The sequence below is a fragment of the Puia sp. P3 genome (genome assembly GCF_050632245.1).
GTDB lineage: Bacteria > Bacteroidota > Bacteroidia > Chitinophagales > Chitinophagaceae > Puia.
Genome location: NZ_CP192583.1, coordinates 3177105 through 3199873, shown reverse-complemented (window position 1 = coordinate 3199873; position 22769 = coordinate 3177105). Strand labels below are relative to the sequence as shown.

The following is a 22769-nucleotide window of genomic DNA, read 5'->3' as shown; positions in this document are numbered from 1 at the left end:
GGCGGATATCGGTTAGCCTATGGCGGCGTTTTTGTGGCTGGCGGGATCCATAAATACAGCCGGTGGGCCGACCGGCGGGATGGTCCCCGGGAACGCCCTAGCTGACCCTTCTTCCCTGCAGGAGCATATCCACGGCACTGGTCGAGGCTGCCGGCGCGGGTGATCTCTCCGGAGTTGACGAAGAAAATCTCGTCGGCGTTCTCGATGGTGTTGAGGCGGTGGGCGATGATCACGCGGGTAGTGGTCTCCGGCAGGCGTCGCAGGATGTCTTCGAGCAGCTGCTCGGTGACGGTATCGATGTTGGCGGTGGCCTCGTCGAGGATGAGCAGTTCGGGGTTGCGGAGGACGGCGCGGATAAAGGCGATCAGCTGTCGCTGGCCCAGACTGATGCCGTCGCCGGCGGAAGTCAGGCTGGTCGCGAGACCTTCGTCAAAACGGGTGAGGAGGGTTTCGAGACCCGACTCGTGGAGGACGGCGGTCAGCTGTTCGTCGGAGTAGTCCTTGTACTGCTCGTTGCCGTAGAGGATATTTTGTTTTACGGTGCCGGTAAATAGAAATGGTTCCTGCAGGATGAATCCGATCTTCTTTGTCCGTTCGGCGGGGGTAAAGGTGCGGATATCGCGGCCATTCAGGAGGATGCTGCCTTCCGTGGGATCGTAGAGACGGGCGATTAGCGAGGCTGTCGTGGTCTTGCCGCCGCCGGTGGGGCCTACGAGGGCGTAGGTCTTGCCGCGCTGCATGCTAAAGCTATTGTGGCGTAATACGTCTTTGCCGCCGGGATAGCGGAAGGAGACGTTTTTAAATTCGAGAAGGGGTAGCCCCATGGCCGGGGAGGTACCCGCTGCGGCAGGGGCGGTCTGATCGACAGGCAGGGTCACCGAGGTCCGACTCGAGTGAGAGTATGCGGGAGATGCGGTCCCAGCTGGCGATGGCGAGCTGGAAGTTGGCCCAGAGGGCGGCCATTTGTTTTAGCGGGTCGTAGAAATAGTTGACGAGCATGAAATAGGTGATCAGGAATCCGGGGGTAAACCGGCCTACGGTGATCAGGTAGATACCGTATACGAGGACGACCAGGGAGCCCATGCTGGCCAGGAGGCCAAAGACGGGTGTATAGACGTTGTTCGCGATGCCGGCGCCGACGGAAGCCGAGTAGTTGTTGTTATTGGCCAGGGCAAAGCGCTTGCGGAAATAGTCGCGGCGGTTGAAGGCGAGGACGACTTTGAAATTGCCGAGGCTTTCCTGGATCTCGGCGCTCATCATGCCCGTGCTTTTGAGGCTGGCGGCGTTCTTTCTCTTTACCCAGGGCGAGACGAATTTCGCGAAGATCCACATCAGCGCTGCGGGTATGAGGGCTGCGAGTCCAAGCCGCCAGTTGAGGATGACCAGGGAATACGCCGGCTCCGGCGATGATAAAGAGGCTGGATACGAACTGCATCAGCGACTGGGAGAAGAACTGGTTGATCTTGTCGGTATCGTTGTTGACGCGGGAGATCAGGTCGCCGGCCTTGTTCTGTGAGAAGAAGGCGACGGGAAGTTCCTGGAGTTTGTTAAAGATCGCGTTGCGCAGCTCATACAGCAGGTGCTGGCCAAAGCCTCCCATCAGGATGGTGCGAAGATAGACGGCCAGCAGGTTCAGCAGATAGATGAGCAGCAGCCAGCCGCAGCTGCGCAGTACCATGGAATAGTCCTGGTGCGTCTTGTCCAGGATATAGCGGTTGATGGTGGTACCGACGATAAAGGGGGCCACCATGGTCAGTATGGCGTAGACGATCATGAAGATCAGCGCGAGCAGCAGCTGGCTGCGCTGCTGGGGGAGCAGACCGATGAGTTTGCGCAGTGCGGGCCAGATGGCGGTTTTCTTTTCCTGACCCGTGACTATATTAAGATTGTAATTCGTGTTGCTCATAGTGGCTTGTGCTTCTTTGTGATTGATAGATTTGGACGTATTCCGGGCAGGTGGCCATCAGGTGGTCGTGGGTGCCGGAGGCGATCATTTCGCCTTCCATCAGCAGGATGATCTGCTCGTAGTCTTCGATGGCGGCGATCTTTTGGGTGACGGACAGCAGGGTGATGCCCGGATAGTTCTGCCGGACATTGGCGAGGATCTTTTGTTCGGTCTGTGCGTCCACGCGCGCGGTGAAGTCGTCGAGCAGCAGGATCCGGGGCTGGATGGCGAGGGCGCGGGCCAGCATGATCCGCTGTTTTTGTCCGCCGGAGAGGCTGGTGCCTCTTTCGGAGACGACGGTATCGAGTTTGTCGGGGAGGGAATCGATAAAGTCAGTCAGTTCGGCTGTCCCGATGGCCATGGCGAGCGATTCGTCGGTGACGGTGTCGCTGAAGGCAATATTCTCGCGGATGCTCATATTGAAGATGATGCTGTCCTGGAATACGAAGCCGACCTGTCCGTGAAAGGCCTCTTTTTTATAGCTGGCCAGCGGCTGGCCGTCAAATTCGACGGCGCCGGAGCCCGGCTGGTTGAGGCCGGTCAGCAGGTAGAGCAGCTGGGTCTTGCCTGCGGCGGTGGGGCCGATGACGGCTGTCTTCGAGCCGGCCTTAACGCTGAAAGAGATATCTCTGAGTACTTTTTCTCTCCGTAGGCCAGGGTCACGTCTTTCAGTCCGATATTACCCTGCAGTTCGCCGGTGAGCGTGCCTTCGTCGACGGGGTCGGGGGCGTTGAGCACGCCCGAGATGCGCATATACGAGGCCGAGGCCTGTGCGATGAGGTTGCTCATAAATCCGATGACGAGGATGGGGAAGATCAGCTGCTGGAGATAGTTGTTAAAGGCGGAGAAATCTCCCGGGCTCATCCGGCCGGTGATGAAGTAGTGGCCGCCGAGGGCGAGGATGACAAGGGTGGCTATGTTGGCGGTAAAGATGATGACAGGGATCAGCGAGGCAAAGGTCTTGAGGATCCGCATGCCTAGTCCGAGCGCTTTGGCGTTCGCCTGCAGAAATTTGGCGTATTCAAGCTGCTGCGAGTGGATGACGCGGACAAGCGCCGATCCGAGGATGCTTTCGTTGATGACCTTGTTCAGCGAATCGATCACTTCGCGGGCGGCCTTGAAAAGGACGCGTACCTTCTTCAAAATGACAAAGAAGGTGAACCCGATGATGGGGATGATGGCGATCACGCAAAGGGCGAGCTGCCAGTTGATGGTCAGCATGAGGATGCTGGCGCCAAGGATGACGAAGACCGAAGAGAACAGCGAGACCACGGCCTGAGAGACGAATACCTTGATGGAGTCCACGTCCGCGGTAAGATTGGTGAGGAGCTGCGCGGGGTTGGTCTTTTGCAGGAAGCCGTAGTTCTGCCGCGAGATGCGTTCGGCCAGGCGGGTGCGAAGGTCGCGCGCCACTCTTTCCGAAGCGTAGGTCTGCAGAAAAGTCGTACCCAGGCGAACAGGAAGACGCCGAAGGCGGCTGCAACGAATTTATATACGATGATATGGGTATCGGGATCCTTTGCGATAAAGAGGTCGATCCCTTCCTTGATGATCTGGGGCAGCCAGAGTGTGAAGGCGTTGCTGACGAAGGACATGACGATCAGGAGGATGATCATCCCCTTATAGGGCTTTAGTAAGGCAATGAGGCTGGGACCTTTTGGTCTGCCGGGTGGTTTCGCTGATTGATGTTTTTGACTCATAAATTGGAGGTTTTGGAAACAGCCGTTGTAAAAGTAGTAAAATAAGAACCCCGGTTAAGCCCCGATCTCCGAAGCGGGGGTAAAAGGGCGGTGGACGGCGGGAAAATCTCGGTCAAAATGATCTATATTTACCCGCTGCCTGACAGGCGCAGCTAAACGTATGAAGCAGATTATCTTTTGTTTATTTTTCCTGCCGCAGCTGGCGCTGGCGCAACTGCAGCATATGCCGGCATACCCCCTGATAACGCATTCTCCTTATTTCAGCATCTGGTCCTTTGGGGACGAAGCAACGGGCACCAGGACGACGCACTGGACGGGAAAACCGCAGGACCTGACCGGCTATCTTCGGGTAGACGGTGTGTTATACCGGTTCCTTGGAGCGGTCGACAACGATACGGCGCAGGTGGCCGAGCAGCAGTGGGTGAGCGTCAATCCAACACAGACGAAATATCAGTTGGGCTGCGGCGGGATCGACTTGTCGCTGACCTTTACGTCGCCGCTGCTGCTGCAGGATCTGGACCTGTTGTCCCGGCCGGTGAGCTATATTTCCTTCCGGCTGCGCAGCAGTGACGGGAGCTGCGCATACGGCGCAGCTGTTCTTCAATGTCTCAGGCGATCTGGCCGTGAACCAGCACGGACAGGAATTAAAAGCGCATAAAGGGCAGATCGACGGGCTTTCTTTTCTGAAAGCCGGGACGAAAGAGCAGCCGGTACTCGCCAAAAAGGCGACGATCTGCGGATCGACTGGGGATGGTTGCTGGTGGCGGCCCCGAAGGAGCAGGGGGTTGTGCAGACGATAACGGGAAAGAAAAAACAGGAGCTTGTTTTGAATACGGCTTTTGCGGAGGTAAATGTGGGGGAAGACCCGGTAGAGAAGCTGGTGCTGATCGGATATGACGAACGCTTTCCCGTTCAGTATTTTGGACAGAATCTCGAGCCGCTGTGGCGGACCGGACAAAAGGGCAAGGCATCCATCGAGAAGCTGATGCAGCAGTCCTATACCGACTACGATAAGATACTTTCGCGCTGCGATACCTTTAATAAAATTTTATATTCCAATGCGCTTACTCTTGGTGGCCAGCACTATGCGCAGCTTTGTGTAGCTGCATACCGGCAGAGTATCGCCGCTCATTCCCTGGTGCGGAGTCCGCAGGGCGAGTTGCTTTTCCTGTCCAAGGAGAACTTCAGCGGCGGCAATATCAACACGGTGGATGTTACGTATCCATCCGCGCCGTTGTATCTGCTGTATAATCCCGTCCTGATGGAGGGGATGCTGAATGGCAATTTTTATTACAGTGAGAGCGGGAAATGGACGAAGCCTTTTGCGGCGCATGACCTGGGTACCTATCCGCTGGCCGATGGCCAGACCTATGGCGAGGACATGCCGGTGGAGGAGTGTGGAAATATGATCATTCTGGCGGCGGCGATCACAAAGGCGGAAGACAGTGCCGGGTATGCCCGCAAACACTGGGCGACGCTGTCCACGTGGGTACGCTATCTGGAGGCCAACGGATTCGACCCCGCGAATCAGCTGTGTACGGACGATTTTGCGGGTCATCTTGCGCGCAACGCGAACCTTTCTGTAAAGGCGATCGTGGCGCTGGGTGCTTACGGGTGGATGGCGCGGCAGCTGGGACAGGCGGACAGTGCCGCGAAGTACCTCGGTCTGGCGAAGGGGCTGGCGAAGAGATGGATGGAGATGGCGGAGAGCGGGGACCACTATGCGCTGACGTTCGACAAGAAAGATTCCTCGGAGTCAGAAGTACAATCTGGTGTGGGATAAATTGCTTGGGCTGGGTTTATTTCCCGCTGAAGTATATGAGAAGGAAATGGCGTGGTATCTGAAGAAGCAGAATGCCTTCGGCCTGCCGCTGGACAGCCGGAAGACGTATACGAAGTCGGACTGGATCCTATGGACGGCGACGCTGGCGTCGAAGCCGGAAGATTTCCAGGCGCTGATGGAGCCGGTATATAAGTATATGACGGAGGGACCCGATCGTGTACCGTTGAGTGACTGGCACGAGACTACGGACGGGAGAAAGGTGGGCTTCCAGGCGAGAAGTGTGGTCGGCGGATATTTTATCAAACTACTCGAAGACAAGTGGTCGTCTAAAGCTCCTTAAGGATATTCATCAGGCGACGTCCGGATATATTCCAGTTGAGCCGCTGCTGGTATTCATCGAAGGAGGTGAGGGCCAGGTCTTCGTAGCGGTCGTAGTCCGAAAAAGATTGGCGATATAGAGGGCGATGTCTGCTGCCGAGGTTTGCAGCGGGAAGACCTTGCCGTTGACCTCGTCCCTGACGATGGTGGGGATGCCGCCGACGTTGGAGGCGATATCGGGTACACCGAAGGAGTTGGCCTCACACAGCACCAGGCCATAGGCTTCCGCCTTTGACATCAGCACCATGAAATGGCTTCCGGCGATGAGCTCGTCAAGTTGTTTTCTTCCTTCCGGTGTGGACTTGCTGATAAATCCGTGGTCTATTACAAAGTCGGGGAGCGGGTCTACCGGCGGCTGGCGAAGTCCGGCGATGTGCAGCTCGGTCTTCATGCCTGCCTTGTTGAGCCTTTCCGCGATCTCGAGTGCGAGCGGGCCGCCTTTTCTTTGCCAGTCGACGCCGAGAAAGAGCAGACGGCAGACGTCCGTGGGCCGGCTGCGGATCATTCGCATTATGTCTTCCCTTGTTCTGTTGGGGTCGACGTTGGCGCCAAAGGGAATGACGCGAACCTTGCGCGGGTCGACGGCGTAGTTTTCGATGGCTGTCTTCGCGGCCCAGTCGGAGGAGTAGATGGCCAGCGAGCAGGACGAGAGGGCTTCCTGTTCGAGGCGGTGACCATTGCGGATGGTCTCGGCGCAGAGGTTGGAGAAGTCGTCGTAGAAACCGAGCATGCCGGCAAAGGTGGCGTCGGTATAAAAGACGGTTGGTATTTTGGATCGTATTTTGGCGATCGGGATGCTGCCGGGGGAGACGATACAGTCGACGGAGGGGTCGAGGCGCGACTCAATCTGGTCGGCGTAGCCCTCGGCCACCCAGGGCTCGCGCTGGTACTGATAGCGCTGTCCCAGTGCTTTGCTGTAGAACAATTTCTTGATACGGGTGAGCTTGTCGTGGCGAACGTTGAGGTTGCCAATATAGTCCATTTCCGCCCTTTCATTCCGGAGGGCGTTGGCCAGATGAAATCCGAGTCCCGACCAGTTGTGTACGTCGGAGGCGTCGTAGGTTGTGACGTATGCTATCTTCATACTTTGTACTTAAAAGGCATTCTTGTCTCCACGGAGGGTCGTATAGACGGTGAGAAAACAGATCTTAAGGTCGAGCCATAGGCTCCAGTTCTCCATATACCAGATATCGTGCCCAATTCTGTTGCGCAGCTGTTCCTGTCCCCTGATTTCTCCACGAAATCCGTTGACCTGCGCCCAGCCTGTTACGCCGGGTTTGATGAAATGCCGGACCATAAACTCGTCGAGCAGCCGGGAGTAGGTCTCGGTATGCGCGAGCATATGGGGGCGGGGGCCTACGACGGACATGTCTCCGAGAAGGACGTTGATGAACTGCGGCAGTTCGTCCAGATTGGTCTTCCGCAGAAACCGGCCTAGGGAGGTGATGCGGCTATCGTTGCGGGTCACCTGCTGCGTGTTGGCTTCCTTGTTGACGGTCAGCGTCCGGAACTTGAAGCATTTGAACTGGCGGTTGTCTTTACCCGAACGCGGCTGGACGAAGAAGACGGGGCCTTTTGAGTTCAGTTTGATCAGGATGGCGATGATCGGCGTCAGCCAGGATAGCACGAACACGATGACGAAGAGGCTGAAGACGATGTCGAAGAAACGCTTCTTGATGCCGTTGGTTGGATCCTCCAGGGGCTCGCTGCGGAGGGAAAGCACGGGCATGCCGTCGATGTAGTCGATATGCGTATTTCGGTTGATATAGAACCGGAAGTCCGGTACGAATTTAAATCGGATCAGGGAGCGTTCGGCTGTTTGTGCCATCTCGTAGATGGAGGTATTCATTTCCGGCGAGATGGTGGAATAGATCTCGTTGATATTGTTCTTGACGGCATAGGAGACGCACTCGTCGATGTCGCCGATGATCGGCAGGGGAGAGAGCTGGTCTACCAGTGCGGGGTCTTCAAAATAGCCGTCTACCAGCGTATTCCTTTCCCGGGTCGAGAAATTTTGTGTCAGCTTCCTCGCGACCTCGTTGTAACCGACGATGACCACTCTTTTGCTGGGGCCGTGGACCCTGTTCATGGACCAGCCGACCAGCAGCATCAGGCTGCGCATGATCATCAGCAGGGTTCCGAAGGAGATAAAGCTGGCCAGGACGAAAAGGCGGGAGAAGGGATAGTGATAGAAGAAGATGAACATCACCATGGCGAGGAAGAAAACGGCCAGACATCTGATCGTCCTTTTGACAAAGACTTCGAAGCTCAGGACTCCCTTGTCGATGTACAGCGCGGTGAAGTAGGCCGACAGCAGCCAGAGCATGCTGGACACGATGAACAGCAGGAGGTATCTCGAGCTGGCGCTTACCGGGATCCGGTGGATATAGCTGAGGAAGAACAGCTGTACCAGGTAAAGCGCCAGCAGGTCGACACAAACAAAGAAGAACCGGAATAAGTTGGAATAACGACTGTTCATAGTTGTAACAGTTTTAAGGGGTGAACCGAATTAGTTGTGATTTCCGGGGGCCGGGGCCTCCGTGTTATAGTGATTTCTTTAGCCGGAGGACAAGGCCTCCGCCGTTGTAAAAGAGGTCTCCGCGGTCGGCGGCGATGACGCAGCCGACTGTCCAGCCGGGGTCGAAGTCTCTCTCGACGGATAGCCATCCCGAGAGTTGGCTGACCTTATGCCAGATGCCGAACTGGGGGCGGACGAAGGTGTTGCCGGTGGAGTAGCCATAGATACTCGTTCCGAAGGTGCCGTAGTTGAGCGAGTAGGACCCGCGGGCGGTGAAGCGGTAGTCGTGCGCTATGGAACCCTGCAGTGCGGCGTAGAAGGCTGTCACGCGATTGTTATTGAACCAGTTGAAATTGACGTTGGGAAAGCCGGCGCGGGTGGTATAAGCCGGCGTGATAAAGGGATTTCCCAGTCCCATGCCGTCGTAGGACCAGCCTTCCGGATAGGAGTTGCTGTTGTAGTAGTTCTCGTCGCCGGACTTCGTGCGTCTCGACCAGGGGTAGCCGGCCTGGTTGACGCTGTAGAACAATTCGAATACGACTTTGTGCCAGTGGAACCAGCCGCTGTTGTCGTAGCCCTGCACGGGGAAGTAGTCGGGTACATTTATATCGTCCTGTTTGTTGGTCAGGCTGATGCCGTTGAGTCCGTCGGCGATATTGGCGAGTTTGGCCAGTGCGCCTTCGTCGTAGAAGGATTGCCGGTAGACGAAGAGCCGGACCGTGGGAAACTCGTACTGCAGGCCCGGGTCGACGGAGCCGAGGTGGTTACCGACCTTCGAGCCTTTCCAGGTCCTGCCGAACATGACGTATTTAAAGGTCTGGAGGTTGGACAGTCCCCAGCCGGGGCCGTAGATCTCCCGTTCGTTGCCCCAGTAGACCTGGTGGTTGACGCCGGCGTAGAGGTGCAGTCTCGAGGAGGGTTTGCCCAGCCTGCCATAGAGGGAGGTCTGGTGAAAATAGCTGCTGGCGGTGGGTGTATTCTTGCTTGGGGTAACGGGGATCTTTCCGAGCCATCCGTGTGCGATATTCCCTTTTACGGCAAACAGGCCGCCGAAGACGGGGATGGTATAGAACTCGGGGATGGAGCCTTCTATCTTCGGTATGGGCAGTGCGTTGTCCGATACGGAGAAGGCGCCGGAGGAAAGCGAGCTGTCCACGAGTCCCGTAAACTCTTTGAAGCGTCCGACCTTCAGCTCGAAGATGCTGGCGCGTACCTTGATATAGGCCTGTATCACCCGCAGACGGGAGGAGTCGGAGGATGCGTTGCCCCGCAGCTCGATACCGCCGCCCCAGTCGAAGAAATTGGTGGTGGTGCTGTCATAGTCCTTCCACCCCGCGGCGATCAGGGAGCCTGAAGCGCCGGGCAGGGAGTGCTGCCCCACTGGTCGCTGCGCATCCAGAAGGGTACGGTACCCTTACCCGTTATGATCCCCTGTGCTTCCACCGAACCGTGGAACAGCGATGCGGGGGTCTCGCGGAAAAGGCCCACCTGCGCCTGCGTGGCGCAGGAGACAAGGAGTAGTACAAGTAGCAGCCGGGTGTTTTTCGGCATATTCGTTAGTTGTTCTATAGTGCGGTCGGCGCGAAGCGCGGTTTTTGCGGAAGATCCTGATGCGCACGAATTCGACGATCAGCAGACAGAGGAAGATCGTATTCGTCACTGCGTAGCGTTTGAAGAGGCGCTTGGGCTCCTGGCAGAGGCGGAACAGCCATTCCAGACCATAGCGCTGCATCCAGCGGGGGGCGCGTTTCTGCATCCCGATGAGTACGGGCAGCGCGCCGCCGACGCCGATCATGGTTGCCTTTATCTTGTCCTTCATCCGGGACATCCACAGCTCTTGCTTGGGGCATCCGAGCACGACGAATACGATCCTGGCGCCGGAGTTGTTGATGATCTCCGCGGTCAGGTCGATCTCTTCCTTGTACATTTCGCGGAAGGGCGGGCTGTAGAGGCCGGCGATGCGGAGTTTCGGATAGTGGCGGGGCATGTAGTCCTCGATCGCGGCGAGCATTTTTCCGTGCCGCCGTAGAAATAGATGGGGATCCCCTTTTGTTCGGCTTCCCGGAGGATGTCGGGCAGGAGGTCCATGCCGGCGACTCTGTCCTGGCGCACGCCGTGGAGAAGTTTGAGGCCCCAGGTCAGCGGCATGCCGTCGGGCGTGATCATGTCGGCGTTGTTGACGATGCTGGCGAATTTTGGATTGGTATACGCTTCTACCAGCATGTGGACGTTGGCCACGCAGGTATAGCTGGATTTTGTTTCGGACATCTCCACGACCTCGTTGACGAAGGACTTGTAGGCGCCCGTGTTGATGTTGATACTGATCAGTTGCTTTTGCATACGAATAAAGTTTTGCGCATAGTATTTTATTTAGCGAGGAGTCCGATATGTTTGATACGGTCTGCTTCGGTCTCGAAACGGTCTTTTATCTTTTTGGCGGGGCAGCCGCCGTAGATGCTATAGGCTTCCACGTCTCTGGTTACGACGGAGCCCGCGGCGATAATGGCGCCGTCCTGGATGGTGACGCCGCTCATGATGATGCTGCCATAGCCGACCCAGACGTCGTCGCCGATGACGGTGGTCTCCATGAGGCCTTTCCACCGGTAGTCGTTGTCCCTGATCTGCGAGGCCAGTCTTACGGGTACGCCCACCTCCTGAAAACAGTGGTCGTAGCGGCCGACCACTGCTGTCTTGTTACCGAAGATGACGTTGTCTCCGATGATACAGTTGGCCTCGATCTGGGAGTCTCTGCCGATATAGAAATTCCGGCCGATGGTGATCTTGTCCTTCGCCCAGAGTCTGACCCGGGCGCCGGCGTGGAATCCTTTGCCGATGTCGTAGTGTCTCCACTTGAACTTTACGAGGTATAGGTCCCGAAGTTGTTTGAGCTTTGCGAACATGTTGGTTTATTTGAGCAGGTTCCCGATGAGGGTCTGGTATTTTGAAAGGATCCGGGCGCGGATGCCCAGTTTCTTCTGAAAACGGCGCTGGTAGAGGTCGGTGATGGCGGCGCTGTCCTGCATGCGGAAGGACTGTGCGCCGGTCTCGTCGAGCAGCGGCCGGTAGCGCTGGTTGGAGCCGCGGGTATGCGTGGCCAGATCGTCGAAGCCGTCGTTGTAGACCTTCGACAGGATGGGGTAGAGGGTGAGGCCCTTTACCTTGTACTGGTGGTAGAACCAGCGGATTGCCCACGAATCGAGCTGGCCGGTCATCTGTCTTTTCAGCATCAGATTCAGGTCGGATCCTCCCTGGGCGAAGCGCCGTCGTTCGGCGGCGTTCTTCGTGAATTCGGCGTAGTCGCTGACCTGCCAGTCGATGCCGGTCCAGCGGTCCTTCCAGGTCGCCCAGCCCCATGACCAGCCGCGGGTGGTGAAATACGTATCCCGGGGATATGCGCCGTCGTCGGGCAGGCCGAGGTTGAAGGCGTAGCCCGACACCGAGAAGACGCGGGGCTGCTGTTCGTATTTGTCCAGGGCGGCGTTCATGAACGTCAGGAAATTGGGGGTGGTCAGGATATCGTCCTCGAGGACGATCACCCGGCCGTGGCTGTTGATGATATCCGTTACGCCGGTGATGATAGAATTGGCCAGCCCCTGTTCTTTATAGCTTCTTCGATGCGAACGCTGCGAAAACCTGTTACTGTCTGAAGGTATTCCCGTACCGCGCGAACGGCGGGTTTGTCTTCGTCGCGGCGGCCCGAGTCGGAGAAGATAAAAAGGTCACTCCGGGGAGCCAGCTCATTCTTTGCCAGTGCGCTTACGGTCTTTTGCAGGGTTTCGAGTCTCTTATAGGCAAATAAGAGAATTGGGGCGGGTTCTCTAGTCGGTATGGGCATGTTGCTTATTTTTCCTGTCTCCCGATCTTGGCGAAGGGAACGGGCTTCCAGTCGGAGGCCTGCTGCAGAGCGGAAGGAGGTGATTGTAAGGTGAAATTTTTATTGCGGGCGTCCGCGAATCCGGGGTCGCTATCGCTCCTGACCATATTATGATGGACCAGACCCGTGCTTGTGCCGGGTTCCTCGGACCCTAACCATGAGGTTGTTGTAAAGATGGTTCTGGCGCTGTACGAGGTTGACGGTGTCGTCCACCTTTTTAGCCAGGGGATATTTGTTCAGGAACACCTGTGAGCGCTGGTTGACTTCGGGGAAGAAGCGCTTGTTGGGGTTCGAGATCAGGTCTTTCCAGTCTTTGTCGTTCCACTGAGTGTTCGAGAATGCCTGGCGGCAGTCGATGAACTGGTTGTTCTTAAAAGTATTGTCGCTGCCTCCGTTGACGTGGACGGCGCCGAAGTTGTAGGTTCCGGCCGTACCGCAGCGGTTGAAGATGTTGTTGTCGACTTCGATGCCGCTGGTACCGTCGTCCAGGTAGATGGCGCAGGTGGAGGCGCCGAGGTCGTTCTGGATATTGTCGAAGAAGTTAGCCGTGATCGTGTTCCCCGTTGTAGACGGGTCTCTGCCCGTGCCCACGGCGCCTGCGTCGGTCATGTGGTAGAGGACGTGGTAGATATGGTTGTAGGCGATGACTAGGTCGTTGCCGTAGAACAGGATGGCCTGGTCGGGCGCGTCGTGGATATCGCATGGGTCACCTGGTTGCCGACTCCGGTGAGCCATATGGCGGGACTAAAGGTCATGTTGCGGCGGGAGTAGTCGAGGAAGCTGCAGTTGTCCACGCTGTTGCCGCCAGGCGTCAGTGTATTGCGGTCGCCGCCGTCGAGAATGATGCCGCCGGTGCCGGTATGTTCGACGGTGCAGGCGTGGATGAACAGGCCTGTATTGCCTTTGGGTTTGCTATCCTGTCCGGTGGTCGTTATGCCGACCATGCCGAGTCCGTTGAAGACGCAGTTGGATATGATCGTACCGGTCGTTCTTTCCAGCGAGATCCCGTAGGTGCGTCCGTAGGCGAAGTCGATGCCCTTGATGGTCAGGTTGGACGTATTGGTTGCCGTCAGGATCGGTCCTCTGAGTACCGACGCTTCTATATCGGCCGTCGTAATCGAGTTGTCGGAGGGCCAGACGTAGAGGATGCCGGATGACTGGTCGAGGAACCATTCGCCGGGCTGGTCGAGTTCCTCCAGCAGATTGTAAACATAAAAGCCACGCAGGCCTTTTGAGTTCCGGAGAATATCGTTGCTCTGGTCGGTGCTGCTATAGACGCCGTAGAGGGAAGGATCTTTTGTTCTTATGGTGCGGCTGGACGGATCGAATGCCGCGACCTGCATATTGTCGTCGGAGTAGCCGAAGGAGAAAAAGCCGCCTACCCATGCCTGATCGGCGGTGCTCCAGTTGCGGATATGGGAATCGTTGACGGCGAAGGTCGCTCCGCGGTGGGCCTTATTGTCGCCCGGGTCGGAGACCTGTCCGATGGGCAGGAAGCCGTCGTTGGGATAGCGGGCCAGGGGAAGCGTTTTCTCGTTGTAGAACAGTTCGAGCGGCGCGGGCAGGTCGTTCTTATAGCCGTGGGGGCCATCCGGCCGAAATCGCCTACGCCAGCGGCCTTGAGGTCGATCTGGTAGACCTTGCCCCGGGCGGCGGAGGGCAGCCGCTGCAAAATATTCTGGTCGGAGACCACGGCGAACTTGCTGCCGTCGAGTTTTTGCGAACCGGTAAAAGACACTTTTTCGTTCTGGTAGTTGGTGATCGTGATATGGCGGCCGTCGCCGGAGCCGGTACCGGTGATGGTCAGGGTTTGTCTGAACGGATAGATGCCGGCGCGGACATAGATGGTGGCGTTTACCGTGCCACTAAGGGCGCCGGCAGCCTGAAGGGCCTGTTCGGGCCGCTGGAAGGGTTTGTCAATGGTGCCCGGATTGCCTGGCTGGCCGCTGGGGGCTAGCATAGTAGTTGACGGTGTTTGCGCCCTGCGCCTGAATTCTCATGGTAGATACTGCTAGCATAAACAGCATTGCGAGCTGACGGATTGTACTCCTTTGCATAATAATGAATTTTAATTGGCCGGCACTGGGTTCAAGGAGTGTCAGTTCTTTGATCTTTCCGCCCATATTGTACCAGGAGTTGCTGACGACGAAGTCCCGGACCTTGTCATAGTCGAGGAGGTAGTCGTCGTAGTTGTCCCGGCAGATGGCCGCGATCTCTGAAAAGTCATTATATAGGTAGACAAAGGAGTATTGTTGGGCCATGTCGGCAAAGGCGCCGACATTGGGCGCGATGATCTTCCGGCATGCGGCGAGGCTGTCGGCCAGGACGCCGGAGGACATGACCGACCGCTTGTTGTAGGTGAACAGGATGAACCGTGTTCTTCTGAAGAGCTGCGCCAGCTCGTCGTCGCTGATAAAGCGGTTGACCAGGGTAATGTTGGGCCCCGCGTGCTGCTGCAGCTGTTGCCAGTATTCGTCGGAGCTTCTTGCCCGCGACGTGGATATTCAGTTGTGACAGCTGTCTGTCGCCCGCGGCGTGGCGGAGAAACTCCAGCACTCCCTTATACGGCATCATGCTGCCCCAGATGAGCAGGTCGATGGCCGGCTCGGCGGGTTCGGGGCGGATGATCGCTTCGGGGCCGATATTGCTGGGATGCGGAAGATAGTGGAGTTTACCGGTGTCGGGGATGTCGGTGTCCATCGAGTGCGTGACGATATGGTCGGCGCTGCGGATGAGCGCGCGCTGGATCATTTTGCTCAGTCCAAACCATTTCCTGCTGTGTGTTCCTTTATTGTGTTTGATCCAGACGATGCGCGTACCTCTGATCTTCAGCAGGCGGAGGTAGAACAGGACGACCAGGCTTTGCAGGACGCCCATGCGGCGGAGGGGGAGGTTCTCCAGCCAGTTGAGTACGACCATATCGGCGCGAAGGCCTTTTCTGAGAAAGTCGGGAAAGGCTTTGTCGGTGGTGGCCTCGTCGATGTCCAGCTCGTGCAGGCCGATAGCCTCCTTGAGGTGCTGGACATAGGGATTGTTCGACCCCATCAGCTGTCTGCCGACGTTGGGATAGACGTATACCCGGAAGGGTTTTTCGCCGGTCTGCAACTTATTTTGCGCTTTTGAAGTCAAAGAAATCGTTGTTGATATTGTAATAGCCCCTTTGCGATTCGGGGATGTCGTCTTTGTCGATCCTGTCCAGAAGGGTGGGGATCGACGCGATGAAGGCGGCCGGTTTTGTCACCGGATGGAGGGTGAAGCAGCCCGTGCCTGGGTCGGGGCCGTAGCTGTCGACGCGGAGTAGTCCGCCGTCCTGCATCATCTCGGAGATGAGTATTTCGGGGAGTTCGTATCCCCATTGCATGTTGCTTTTAAAGAACCATTTCCATTTTTTGGGGGACTTGCCGATCTTCCGCAGGGGAATATCCGATAGCCTTTCCCTGTCGACCAGGGAATACCCGCGTTGACATTTTTTGGAAGACGAACTGGCAGCTGCCGAGGCGTTGGAAATAGGGCTGTTTCAGCTGGAAATCCGCCGCGGGGGGACCCGCCAGGGGATTGACGAACAGGTAGTCCGGGTGGGAGTTGAGCAGTTTCACGGCGTCCTGGAGCCATGCGTTCGGTGTGCCGCCGAGGATCATGTCCGAGTCCGGTGGATGATATAGCGGTTGCGGCACTCCGCCAGTCCGTCGAAGTAGCAGTAGAAGGGGCCGCCCCGGTAGTCCTTGTGGGGGATGGGTCGGCCGCCGAAGAACAGGCTGGAAAGATGGCGGCTGCGCTGGTCGGAATAGTCGATATAGTGGTATCTGGTCTTTGGATAGTTGGTGATGATGGATTCGATCAGCTGGATCAGGCCGGCTTTATTGGCGTCGAAATTTGCGCCGAATTTGCCCTGGCTTTTGCGACTCGACGGAGATCACGATCTCGTCCAGTTCGTCGTACCAGAAGCTGACCTGCCGCGCGAGCAGCGGCGGCAGACCGGGAGGTCGGTGGCCGATACATTGATCTGGAGCGAAATTTTGTTGCTGTTCATCGTTTATGCAGTTGGTTGTAGCCAGGCGGGGTTTGAAATAGGTGCGTTTGAAAAAGGAACCGATGTATTTCACGTAGGTGCTGCCGAGTCCCCAGTAGTAGAGGGGCATGACTCCGTGGCGGCGGTAGAAGACCAGTCGTTTGCGCAGGTTGTAGTTGGAGCGCATACTCACGAGGCTCTGCCAGAGTTTGTTCATGTTGTTGATCCTGCCGAGGCCGGAGGTCTCGCTGCTGTTGAAGATGACCAGGTCGAGGCTGGTCTTTACGGCGATGCCTTTGCTCTTGCAGCGCAGCGTGAAATCGCTGTCGCCGTGGTATTGCGGGAAGACTACCGCGTCCCAGCGGAGGTGGTGCGTTTCGATGGATGCTGACCGGGACGAAGGTGCCCATGCCGGGCTGCCGGTCGCGGTCGAACAGGCCATCGTGGTCGGGGCCTGGATCGGTATAGAGTCCATAGCGGCCCCATGTTCGGTTGAAAAATCCGCCGATCGACCAGACTTTGGAGGGATTTTCCTTGACGACGATGCGCGATCCGATGACCGTATCGCCGGGGGCGATGCTGAGCAGCCGGGCGGCGCGGATGAAATAGTCGTCGGCCGGAACGATATCGTCGTTCCATAGCAGGAGCCAGTCGGCGCTCAGTTGTTTGATGGAGAAGTCGGCTCCCATATTGATGGCGCCGCTCCACCAGAGGTTGCCGTCGCCGTGCAGCAGGCGGACCTGCGGGTAGTGTGCGGAGATCCATTCGGAGCTGCCGTCCAGTGGAGCCGTCGTCGATGACGACGACCTCGAACTGGCAGGTCTGGTCGCCGGTCTGGCGGTGGCATTCCAGCGCTTCATATAGTGCGGAGAGCCCCTGCCGTGTTACGGCAAGGCAGTTGTAGATCGGTATGAGAATGCAACAGGTCATCATCGTTGGTTATATTGCCTTTCTGTAAGTGTCGAGTGTTTTTTTGTGGCTTCTTCCCAGGAGAAGCGGTTGAGATTGCAGGCGCCGCGGCTGATCAGTGCTTCGCGTTGTGACGCTGCGAGTACGGTCTGTACCTGTGCGGCAAAGCTGTCTTTGGACCGCGGGTCGAAGTAGAGGGCCGAGTCGCCTGCTATTTCCCGGAAGACTTCGATATCCGAGCAGAGTATCGGGCAGCCGGCGGTGGCGGCCTCGAGCAGCGGAAGGCCGAAGCCTTCTTCGAGAGAGGAAAGACGAAACAGTAGGCCTTATTATAAAGGTGAAAGAGTTCTTTTTGTCGGACACCTGCCCGCAAAAGCGGACACGGCTGCTGATCTCCAGCGATTCGAGCAGCTGTTGTTCGGAGGGAGAGGGGCGGGGCCCCTACGACCTTTACTTCCATGTCTTCTTTCCGGAGGAATCCGGCGACGCTTTCTATAAAGAAGGGAAAGTTCTTATAGGCGTGACGTGTGCCGACGAAGAGAAAATAGGGTTTTGCTCCTGGCTGCGTCTCCGTCGTGCCGGCCTGGGCCCGAAGGCGGTCGAAGGCCACGGGAAATCCGTGGTGGATGACGTCGATGCGGTCGGGGTCGATATCGTAAAAGGACAGCAGGTCTTTTTTTGTAGCTTCGGAGATGGCGATGATCCGGCCGGCTTTGAATATGAGGTTCTTCTTATTGGCGATCAGCGTCAGTCCGATCTCGTCGTGGGTAAAATTCCTTTCCGGTATCATACTCGTGGACGGTCAGAACAAAGGGCGGCTTGCCCGCGACGGACAGGAAATAGTTGTTATAGTAGGTCGGGTGGAACACGTCGAAGGACGATAGCATCCGGCTGACGGTGCGTTCGTTGATGGCGTGCAGCATTTTTCTCCCGTGGGTATTCAGGGGTTTCAGGATGGCCATTCTTGATTCCACGTATTCGTTGATCGAACCAAGCGCAAGGATGGTCGACCTGTCAGCGGCCTGACCTTCATTGATCGTCTGGTGGATGATCGAATGGTAGTTAGATATGCCGCCAAACCTTTGGGACAGAAAGATCTGATGATCCACTAGTACTTTCATATTCGGGGGTTGTAGCGAATTTCCGGTACAGGCCGGTGCAGATGGCCATTTGCAGGACCATGAGCAGCTGTATCCGGATATCGGAGTTCATCACGGGGTTGATGAGGTTATTCAAAAGCAGACAGACCACGCCGCCCAGCAGGGGATGGCGTCCGCGAGATTTTTATCGGCGAGTCCGGCCTTCAGCAGCCGGTAGCAGGCCTTGACGAGCTTTGTCAGATAGGCAGCAAAGATGAGAAAGGGGATGAGCCCGAAGGTGAACAGGACGGTCAGGTAATAATTTTCGACGTGACCGGGTGTCGTCTCGATGATGTCTTTGCCGACGATGCGCCAGCCGTTGTTGTAGAGCTGTTCGTTGAGGTTGCCGGGACCGGTGCCGAAGAACAGATGGTTCATCCATACCTTATAGCCGACGTCCCAGAGGGCCAGTCTTCCCGTCTCGAAGTCGTCCTGGCTGGCGGAGAACCGGCTGAGGATAGGGTCGTTGCTGGCGATTGCGCTAATGCCGAGGATGCCGACGATGGCGAGGACGACGATCGCGGCCAAGAAGCGGGCGCGCCTGCGCCTGTCGATGGACAGGTAGTATACCATCGCCACGCAGAACACGAAGGCGAAGAGCGCCATTCGGGAGATGGTCAGACAGATGCCGAGGATGCTCATGGCGAATATGCACCATGCGATGAATTTCTGCCTTTTGACTTTGAGGAAGAAATAGAAGGAGAGCATCCCTGCCACGGAGAGGTAGAAGGAGAATGAGAGCGCGTTGCCGAAGGGTCCCCAGACGCGCAGTACGTCGACGGCGTCGCCTTCCGACACATAGGAAGTGTTGGCGTTGAGGTCGTCGTCCTTGAAGAGGTTGAAGGCGGGGACTTTCAGGAACTGCATGACACCGATGAAGACCGAAAGTGTCAGTCCTGCCGTCAGTCCGTAGTAAAAGCTGCGGACCGTGGTGGAGTCGAAAAATAATTTCGCTGTAGAGGAGGTATATTAAGGCCAGTCTCAAAATAAAAGGTCATGTGCTGTACGGAGAGGCTGGTGATCGATCCGCTTAGCAGGAAGGAGGCGAAGATGCCGGCGTTGAATAGCAGGAAGTATTTGACGTAAGTGAGTTTGACGTTTCGCCATGGGTTGTATTTCAGGAAGCTGGTCCCGAGGAAAAGATAGAGGGCCAGGACCACGACGGTGATCTGGTGCAGGTTGCCAAGCCGGTGGCCGCCTATTCCGAAAGAGTCGAAAAAGGGGATTCCCGCGGCGAAGCAGAAACAAAAGATGTTCAGAATCCTGAGCTTGAACGGCATGGTTATTATTTGGCCAGCGAGAGGATCTTGCGTTTGACGCGGCTGACGATATCGGACTGATAGCCGATGAACAATTTGTTGAATGAATAGAGGTCGGCGTAGTAGTCGGCGACCATTACGTTCGGGTCCCTGATGGTCCCGTCGGCTCCGGTGAGCGGCTTGTCGGAGACGCGGGGGTCGAAGCGGCGGGTATGGGTGGCGTGTTCGTCGAAGCCGATATTGGAGATCAGGTTGAAATTAGGGCTCAGGCTAAGTCCGTTGTTCTTCCAGACGGAGAAAGCCCATTGGTAGTCCCAAGTATCGATGAGTCCGTTCTTTACCTGGGTGAGGGCGTTCTTCCAGTATTCGCCGCCTTCTTTATAGGTGAGGATGCTTTTGTAGAGACCGTGTTCGAAGAACTCTTCCATGCCTTCCATGTTGATATCGTATTTGTTCCATGCTCTTTTCCAGCTGGCCCAGCCCCAGACGTGGCAGATCCTGGAAAATAGTAGGAGCCGGCGCCGCGCCAGTGGCCGTCCTCGGAAATTGACGCCGTTGATGTGCATCACCGTCTGTGTGTCCTTGTATTTATTGAGCAGGTAGTCGCAGTAGGTGAAGAAGGAGGCGTCGGGGACGCAGTCGTCCTCGAGGATGATGCCCTGTTCTTCGTGGTCGAAGAACCAGGTGATGGCCGAGCTTACGGCCAGGCGGCAGCCCAGGTTCTCGGGGCGCACGAGCCGGATGACCTCGCAGGGCCAGTTGACCTCGTTGAAGATCTTTACTGTCTCTCTGATCTGGAATTCGTCGTCGGGGCGGTATCTTCTCGGTCCGTCCACGGCGACGTAGAGGCGTTTTGGCCGGACGGCCTTTACCTTTTCGAATACTTTCCGGGCGTGGTCGGGCCGGTTGAAAACGATCATCAGCACAGGGGGTATTGAGGACGACATACGATTACAGATAATTTTTTACTGAAGGTTTGAAAAGGGCTAAGAACGATCTGGCCTGTAGCCAGAACATCGGCCGGGTCTTTTTCATAAGGCTGTTACAGATGACGGCGGCGAACATTTGCGCGATCAGCGTGGCTATGGCGGACCCCAGACTGAGATAGCGGGGTATCAGGACAAAGTTGAGGATGACGTTGATCGTCAGTCCGATCATGGTATAGACGAGCACCTGGCGCTGGAGGTTGTTGATGATAAACCAGTTGCTGGCGCCGACGCCCAGAAATACAAAGACCCCTGTCCAGACGTGGACGGAGAGGATCTCGCCGATGCCGGTGTATTTGGCGCCGTAGAGGAATCCGGTGATCTTTCCGGCGAAGCAGGTGACGACTACGGCGACTACGACGGAAACCGTGGTGAGGATGTTGAGCAGGCGTTGGAAGCCCCACATAAAGTCCTGTTCGCTTCTTTCCTTCATTTTGACGATGGAAGGGTAGACCGATACGCAGATGGCGCCGGCGAGGAAATAGTGGATCTCGGATATGCGGACTACTGCGCTGTAGCGTCCGACCTCGGTATAGCCGGCGAGGCTTTTCAGCATCAGCTGGTCGAGGCGCATGTAGAAGGTGATGAAGATATCCGAAATGATGAGGGGCCATGAGCGTGACAGCAGGTCGCGGGCGAAGGCCTTGTCGAAGATCCATCCGGCGGTGGTTTGTCTGGAAACCCGGAAATAGAAGATGATCAGGATGATCGCGGCGAGCACGACCTCCATGACGGTCATCGCGGCGAAGGCGACGATGCTGAAGCCGGTGAGCAGGGCGACGACCTTGACGATATTGATGGCTATGTAGGCGCTCGACTTGGCGATGACGCTGTTCTTCGACTCGGTGCGGGACTGGTTGAACAGGTCGAAGATGTCCGTGCACTGGAAGAGGCACTGGACGGACAGGATGATCAGGATGGCACGGGTGACCTGGTCGTCGTGCAGGCTGAAGGAGAACAGATAGACGAGCAGGAACATGATCGAGCCCGAGCAGAGCTTCAGGACGAGGGAGGTGAAGAAGACTTTGCCTTCGCCTGACCTCCTGATCAGCTCAGTGAGTACGATATTGTTCATCCCCATATTGACGAGGGGAAGACAGATCACGATGATGCTCGTTGCATAGTTCAGTTTGCCGAAATTATACGGACCCAGATACCGGGTCACCCATACTCCTACGATCAGCCCTCCGAGCATCCGGATAACTTTATCCAGAATGACCCAGAAGGAATTGAAGATGATCTTTTGCTTGGCTTTTACCTTGTCAATGAACGTTAGTGCGACTTCCACGGCCTTTATTATACGATTTTACTTTCGGTTACTGGGTGGTCAAACAATGAGATGATCTCGATGCTCGTTTTCGGCACTTCGGCGACGATGTTGTATCCGAGGGTCGGCAGAGAGACTTTTTACGGTCTTGCTGCGGATCTCGAGGACATTGCCTTGTCTTTCCATCAGCGGGCCGCCGGTGATGCGGACGCGGTCGTTGACGTTGACGATGGCTTTTTCGAGGCGGATATTTTCGTACTCGTTGAGGAAGCGCCGGATGGCGATGATCTCTTCATCCCGGATAACGGCGGGTTTGCTGAGCCAGTAGACGAAGTTCATTACACCGTCGGCCTGACGTACGGGAAGCATTTCCGTGTCGTCGAGATGAACGAAAACGTAGGACGAGAAAAGAGGTTCGAAGACGATCTTCTTGCGGTCGCTCCATTGGCGTTGTACCCTGTTGAGGGGGCAATAGTGTTCGATCTTTTTTTGTTCGAGCTGTCTGGCCACGTTTTTTTCCCAGCGTGGTTTTGTGTAGACGACATACCAGTTCTTAGTCTGTTGAATCATAATTTCGGATTTTTCGGTTTAAATGGCAAGGCTTCGCCCACTCCACTCACATGGTGGTTTTTGGGTAGTGAGAAGAAATTTCGGTGTTGGGTGTTAGTGATAGGCTTTCAACAGGAAGCAATCCGGGGGCGGTTAAGCCTTCGCCTTTTTCCTTTCTTTTTTGCCTTTCCATTCTTGTCTTCGAAATAGCCATAATTTCCATTATGACCATAGCCATAGCCATATCCATATTGTCCGAATCCGCGATTGCGGACGCCATTAAATATAATCGCTATGTTCTTTAAAGGGCGTACGAGCATGTTTGCGTCGAGCATCCTGATAGACGCTTTCGGCGTTACTCCGTGGCGGACCACATACAGTGTGGCGTCACACATCGGAGACAGCAGGTACGCGTCGGTTACGGGGCTTACGGGGGCGGTATCGATGACCACA

Annotated in this window: 30 protein-coding genes and 4 pseudogenes; 3 read left to right on the top strand and 31 right to left on the bottom strand. The window is 56.4% G+C overall.

Annotated features, from left to right (window positions below; translation table 11 throughout):
- Nucleotides 1–17 precede the first annotated feature (17 nt).
- The 5 genes and pseudogenes from ACQ86N_RS19485 to ACQ86N_RS19465 form a co-directional block, all read right to left on the bottom strand.
- Nucleotides 18–824: an ATP-binding cassette domain-containing protein gene (locus ACQ86N_RS19485; protein ID WP_431216579.1), complete on the bottom strand. Its 807-nt coding sequence runs from the start codon at nucleotides 822–824 to the stop codon at nucleotides 18–20.
- Nucleotides 799–1332 (bottom strand): ABC transporter transmembrane domain-containing protein, encoded by a 534-nt coding sequence (locus ACQ86N_RS19480; RefSeq protein ID WP_431216578.1) that lies wholly within the window; start codon nucleotides 1330–1332, stop codon nucleotides 799–801. Before ACQ86N_RS19480 ends, ACQ86N_RS19485 begins: the two co-directional genes overlap by 26 nt.
- 70 nt (nucleotides 1333–1402) lie before the next feature.
- Nucleotides 1403–1906, bottom strand: a pseudogene (locus ACQ86N_RS19475) (ABC transporter transmembrane domain-containing protein); the annotation flags it as partial.
- Entirely contained in the window at nucleotides 1881–2531 is a 651-nt protein-coding gene (locus tag ACQ86N_RS19470; protein ID WP_431217491.1) for an ATP-binding cassette domain-containing protein, read from the bottom strand. The pseudogene ACQ86N_RS19475 and the gene ACQ86N_RS19470, both read right to left, overlap by 26 nt.
- Nucleotides 2486–3358 (bottom strand): ABC transporter transmembrane domain-containing protein, encoded by an 873-nt coding sequence (locus tag ACQ86N_RS19465; RefSeq protein WP_431216577.1) that lies wholly within the window; start codon nucleotides 3356–3358, stop codon nucleotides 2486–2488. The genes ACQ86N_RS19470 and ACQ86N_RS19465 overlap by 46 nt, the downstream gene beginning before the upstream one ends.
- Before the next feature lie 84 nt (nucleotides 3359–3442).
- Here ACQ86N_RS19465 and ACQ86N_RS19460 point away from each other — a divergent pair, with 84 nt between their 5' ends.
- Nucleotides 3443–3571 carry a hypothetical protein gene (locus ACQ86N_RS19460; RefSeq protein ID WP_431216576.1) on the top strand — a complete coding sequence of 43 codons (129 nt, stop codon included), beginning with the start codon at nucleotides 3443–3445 and terminating at the stop codon, nucleotides 3569–3571.
- Nucleotides 3572–3805: 234 nt separating this feature from the next.
- Nucleotides 3806–5768 (top strand): annotated as a pseudogene (locus tag ACQ86N_RS19455) (glutaminase domain-containing protein).
- Between the two features lie 9 nt (nucleotides 5769–5777).
- Here the strand turns inward: ACQ86N_RS19455 and ACQ86N_RS19450 are convergent.
- The 15 genes and pseudogenes from ACQ86N_RS19450 to ACQ86N_RS19380 all read right to left on the bottom strand — a co-directional run bounded on the left by ACQ86N_RS19450 (nucleotide 5778) and on the right by ACQ86N_RS19380 (nucleotide 15872).
- The gene (locus ACQ86N_RS19450; protein WP_431216575.1) at nucleotides 5778–6890 is read right to left on the bottom strand and encodes a glycosyltransferase family 4 protein; all 1113 of its coding nucleotides are present in this window, start codon (nucleotides 6888–6890) and stop codon (nucleotides 5778–5780) included.
- Between the two features lie 9 nt (nucleotides 6891–6899).
- On the bottom strand, nucleotides 6900–8285 hold the full coding sequence (locus ACQ86N_RS19445) for an undecaprenyl-phosphate glucose phosphotransferase (protein WP_431216574.1): 1386 nt from the start codon (nucleotides 8283–8285) through the stop codon (nucleotides 6900–6902).
- Nucleotides 8286–8349: 64 nt separating this feature from the next.
- Nucleotides 8350–9705, bottom strand: a complete 1356-nt coding sequence (locus tag ACQ86N_RS19440) for a capsule assembly Wzi family protein (RefSeq protein WP_431216573.1) — start codon at nucleotides 9703–9705, stop codon at nucleotides 8350–8352.
- A 33-nt stretch (nucleotides 9706–9738) separates the two neighbouring features.
- A pseudogene (locus ACQ86N_RS19435) lies at nucleotides 9739–10472 on the bottom strand (WecB/TagA/CpsF family glycosyltransferase).
- Between the two features lie 218 nt (nucleotides 10473–10690).
- Nucleotides 10691–11224 carry an acyltransferase gene (locus ACQ86N_RS19430; RefSeq protein WP_431216572.1) on the bottom strand — a complete coding sequence of 178 codons (534 nt, stop codon included), beginning with the start codon at nucleotides 11222–11224 and terminating at the stop codon, nucleotides 10691–10693.
- A gap of 6 nt (nucleotides 11225–11230) precedes the next feature.
- Nucleotides 11231–11860, bottom strand: a complete 630-nt coding sequence (locus tag ACQ86N_RS19425; RefSeq protein ID WP_431216571.1) for a hypothetical protein — start codon at nucleotides 11858–11860, stop codon at nucleotides 11231–11233.
- Nucleotides 11861–11886: 26 nt separating this feature from the next.
- Complete coding sequence (locus tag ACQ86N_RS19420; protein WP_431216570.1) at nucleotides 11887–12159, bottom strand: hypothetical protein; 273 nt, start codon at nucleotides 12157–12159, stop codon at nucleotides 11887–11889.
- Between the two features lie 5 nt (nucleotides 12160–12164).
- Nucleotides 12165–12305 carry a hypothetical protein gene (locus ACQ86N_RS19415; protein WP_431216569.1) on the bottom strand — a complete coding sequence of 47 codons (141 nt, stop codon included), beginning with the start codon at nucleotides 12303–12305 and terminating at the stop codon, nucleotides 12165–12167.
- A gap of 1 nt (nucleotide 12306) precedes the next feature.
- Entirely contained in the window at nucleotides 12307–12933 is a 627-nt protein-coding gene (locus ACQ86N_RS19410) for a right-handed parallel beta-helix repeat-containing protein (RefSeq protein WP_431216568.1), read from the bottom strand.
- On the bottom strand, nucleotides 12846–13541 hold the full coding sequence (locus tag ACQ86N_RS19405) for a right-handed parallel beta-helix repeat-containing protein (protein ID WP_431216567.1): 696 nt from the start codon (nucleotides 13539–13541) through the stop codon (nucleotides 12846–12848). The genes ACQ86N_RS19410 and ACQ86N_RS19405 overlap by 88 nt, the downstream gene beginning before the upstream one ends.
- A gap of 35 nt (nucleotides 13542–13576) precedes the next feature.
- Nucleotides 13577–14158 (bottom strand): hypothetical protein, encoded by a 582-nt coding sequence (locus ACQ86N_RS19400; protein ID WP_431216566.1) that lies wholly within the window; start codon nucleotides 14156–14158, stop codon nucleotides 13577–13579.
- Complete coding sequence (locus ACQ86N_RS19395; protein WP_431216565.1) at nucleotides 14115–14459, bottom strand: hypothetical protein; 345 nt, start codon at nucleotides 14457–14459, stop codon at nucleotides 14115–14117. Before ACQ86N_RS19395 ends, ACQ86N_RS19400 begins: the two co-directional genes overlap by 44 nt.
- A complete protein-coding gene (locus ACQ86N_RS19390; protein ID WP_431216564.1) occupies nucleotides 14425–15327 on the bottom strand; it encodes a hypothetical protein in 903 nt (300 codons plus the stop codon). The genes ACQ86N_RS19395 and ACQ86N_RS19390 overlap by 35 nt, the downstream gene beginning before the upstream one ends.
- Nucleotides 15305–15559 carry a hypothetical protein gene (locus ACQ86N_RS19385; protein ID WP_431216563.1) on the bottom strand — a complete coding sequence of 85 codons (255 nt, stop codon included), beginning with the start codon at nucleotides 15557–15559 and terminating at the stop codon, nucleotides 15305–15307. The genes ACQ86N_RS19390 and ACQ86N_RS19385 overlap by 23 nt, the downstream gene beginning before the upstream one ends.
- Before the next feature lie 7 nt (nucleotides 15560–15566).
- On the bottom strand, nucleotides 15567–15872 hold the full coding sequence (locus ACQ86N_RS19380) for a hypothetical protein (RefSeq protein WP_431218087.1): 306 nt from the start codon (nucleotides 15870–15872) through the stop codon (nucleotides 15567–15569).
- Between ACQ86N_RS19380 and ACQ86N_RS19375 the strand changes: the two genes are divergently transcribed.
- Nucleotides 15848–16147, top strand: a complete 300-nt coding sequence (locus ACQ86N_RS19375; protein WP_431216562.1) for a hypothetical protein — start codon at nucleotides 15848–15850, stop codon at nucleotides 16145–16147. The two genes, ACQ86N_RS19380 and ACQ86N_RS19375, sit on opposite strands and share 25 nt — an antisense overlap.
- On the opposite strand, the gene ACQ86N_RS19370 is transcribed toward ACQ86N_RS19375, so the two are convergent.
- From ACQ86N_RS19370 to ACQ86N_RS19320, 11 genes and pseudogenes are all read right to left on the bottom strand, one after another.
- Complete coding sequence (locus ACQ86N_RS19370; protein ID WP_431218086.1) at nucleotides 16056–16682, bottom strand: hypothetical protein; 627 nt, start codon at nucleotides 16680–16682, stop codon at nucleotides 16056–16058. The genes ACQ86N_RS19375 and ACQ86N_RS19370 overlap by 92 nt on opposite strands.
- A 37-nt stretch (nucleotides 16683–16719) precedes the next feature.
- Nucleotides 16720–17067, bottom strand: a pseudogene (locus ACQ86N_RS19365) (glycosyltransferase family 2 protein); the annotation flags it as partial.
- A gap of 69 nt (nucleotides 17068–17136) precedes the next feature.
- On the bottom strand, nucleotides 17137–17394 hold the full coding sequence (locus ACQ86N_RS19360; RefSeq protein WP_431217490.1) for a hypothetical protein: 258 nt from the start codon (nucleotides 17392–17394) through the stop codon (nucleotides 17137–17139).
- Nucleotides 17328–17906, bottom strand: a complete 579-nt coding sequence (locus ACQ86N_RS19355; protein WP_431216561.1) for a hypothetical protein — start codon at nucleotides 17904–17906, stop codon at nucleotides 17328–17330. Before ACQ86N_RS19355 ends, ACQ86N_RS19360 begins: the two co-directional genes overlap by 67 nt.
- On the bottom strand, nucleotides 17848–18237 hold the full coding sequence (locus ACQ86N_RS19350; protein WP_431216560.1) for a hypothetical protein: 390 nt from the start codon (nucleotides 18235–18237) through the stop codon (nucleotides 17848–17850). The genes ACQ86N_RS19355 and ACQ86N_RS19350 overlap by 59 nt, the downstream gene beginning before the upstream one ends.
- A 111-nt stretch (nucleotides 18238–18348) precedes the next feature.
- On the bottom strand, nucleotides 18349–19122 hold the full coding sequence (locus tag ACQ86N_RS19345) for an O-antigen ligase family protein (RefSeq protein WP_431216559.1): 774 nt from the start codon (nucleotides 19120–19122) through the stop codon (nucleotides 18349–18351).
- 35 nt (nucleotides 19123–19157) lie between these two features.
- The gene (locus ACQ86N_RS19340) at nucleotides 19158–19535 is read right to left on the bottom strand and encodes a hypothetical protein (RefSeq protein ID WP_431216558.1); all 378 of its coding nucleotides are present in this window, start codon (nucleotides 19533–19535) and stop codon (nucleotides 19158–19160) included.
- Between the two features lie 5 nt (nucleotides 19536–19540).
- Entirely contained in the window at nucleotides 19541–20461 is a 921-nt protein-coding gene (locus ACQ86N_RS19335) for a hypothetical protein (protein ID WP_431216557.1), read from the bottom strand.
- Between the two features lie 4 nt (nucleotides 20462–20465).
- On the bottom strand, nucleotides 20466–21788 hold the full coding sequence (locus ACQ86N_RS19330; protein ID WP_431216556.1) for a flippase: 1323 nt from the start codon (nucleotides 21786–21788) through the stop codon (nucleotides 20466–20468).
- A gap of 39 nt (nucleotides 21789–21827) precedes the next feature.
- Nucleotides 21828–22337 (bottom strand): UpxY family transcription antiterminator, encoded by a 510-nt coding sequence (locus tag ACQ86N_RS19325; protein ID WP_431216555.1) that lies wholly within the window; start codon nucleotides 22335–22337, stop codon nucleotides 21828–21830.
- A gap of 107 nt (nucleotides 22338–22444) precedes the next feature.
- A complete protein-coding gene (locus ACQ86N_RS19320; protein ID WP_431216554.1) occupies nucleotides 22445–22768 on the bottom strand; it encodes a hypothetical protein in 324 nt (107 codons plus the stop codon).
- Nucleotide 22769 lies beyond the last annotated feature (1 nt).